Source organism: Streptomyces durocortorensis, assembly GCF_016901035.1.
GTDB lineage: Bacteria > Actinomycetota > Actinomycetes > Streptomycetales > Streptomycetaceae > Streptomyces > Streptomyces durocortorensis.
Genome location: NZ_JAFEUF010000546.1, coordinates 1 through 578 on the forward strand (window position 1 = coordinate 1; position 578 = coordinate 578).

At 65.6% G+C, this 578-nt stretch carries 1 protein-coding gene; it reads left to right on the forward strand.

Annotated features, from left to right (window positions below):
* Positions 1-28 precede the first annotated feature (28 nt).
* The coding region (locus JS521_RS36010; RefSeq protein ID WP_205087036.1) for a hypothetical protein at positions 29-578 on the forward strand (550 nt) is incomplete at its 3' end.

Sequence of the window (578 nt, forward strand, 5' to 3'; positions counted from 1 at the left end):
GAACACCGGGGGCCGGAAGCCCGGGGGAGTGGACTGGAAGGACGTCGGTGTCGCGGCGGCCTTCGGCGCGCTCACCGCCGGCTTCATGGAGATCTTCGACAAGTTCCTGAAGCCCATCAAGAACATCTTCAAGGACCTCCTCGGGGACATCTTCAGCAAGTTCAAGATCGACCCGAACAGCCTGCTGTTCAAGGGGATCGTGAACGGCCCGCCGGTCGTGGTCACCACCTTCGTGGTCGGCGGTGCAGCCGAGAGCACCGCCGAAGTCATCATCAACGGGGCCTTCTACGACAAGTGGGAATTCAAGTGGGAGACGTTCGTCGGCTCCGGCACCAGCACCGTGTTCGACATGGGCGCGGGGCTGGCCGTCGGAGCGGGCGCCTTCTCCATCTACAACAACTACTTCAACAACGACCGGTTCACCGATATCAACGACATGCCGGGGCCGAACAGCATCCTGGGCGGCGGAGACGGGGGCCTGTCGGGGTCGGAGAAGCCCGGCGGCCCGGCGAGCGGCACGGACGTCAAGGGCCCCCCGGTGGTGAAGACCAACCCGTTCACCCCCGGCCCCGCGACCC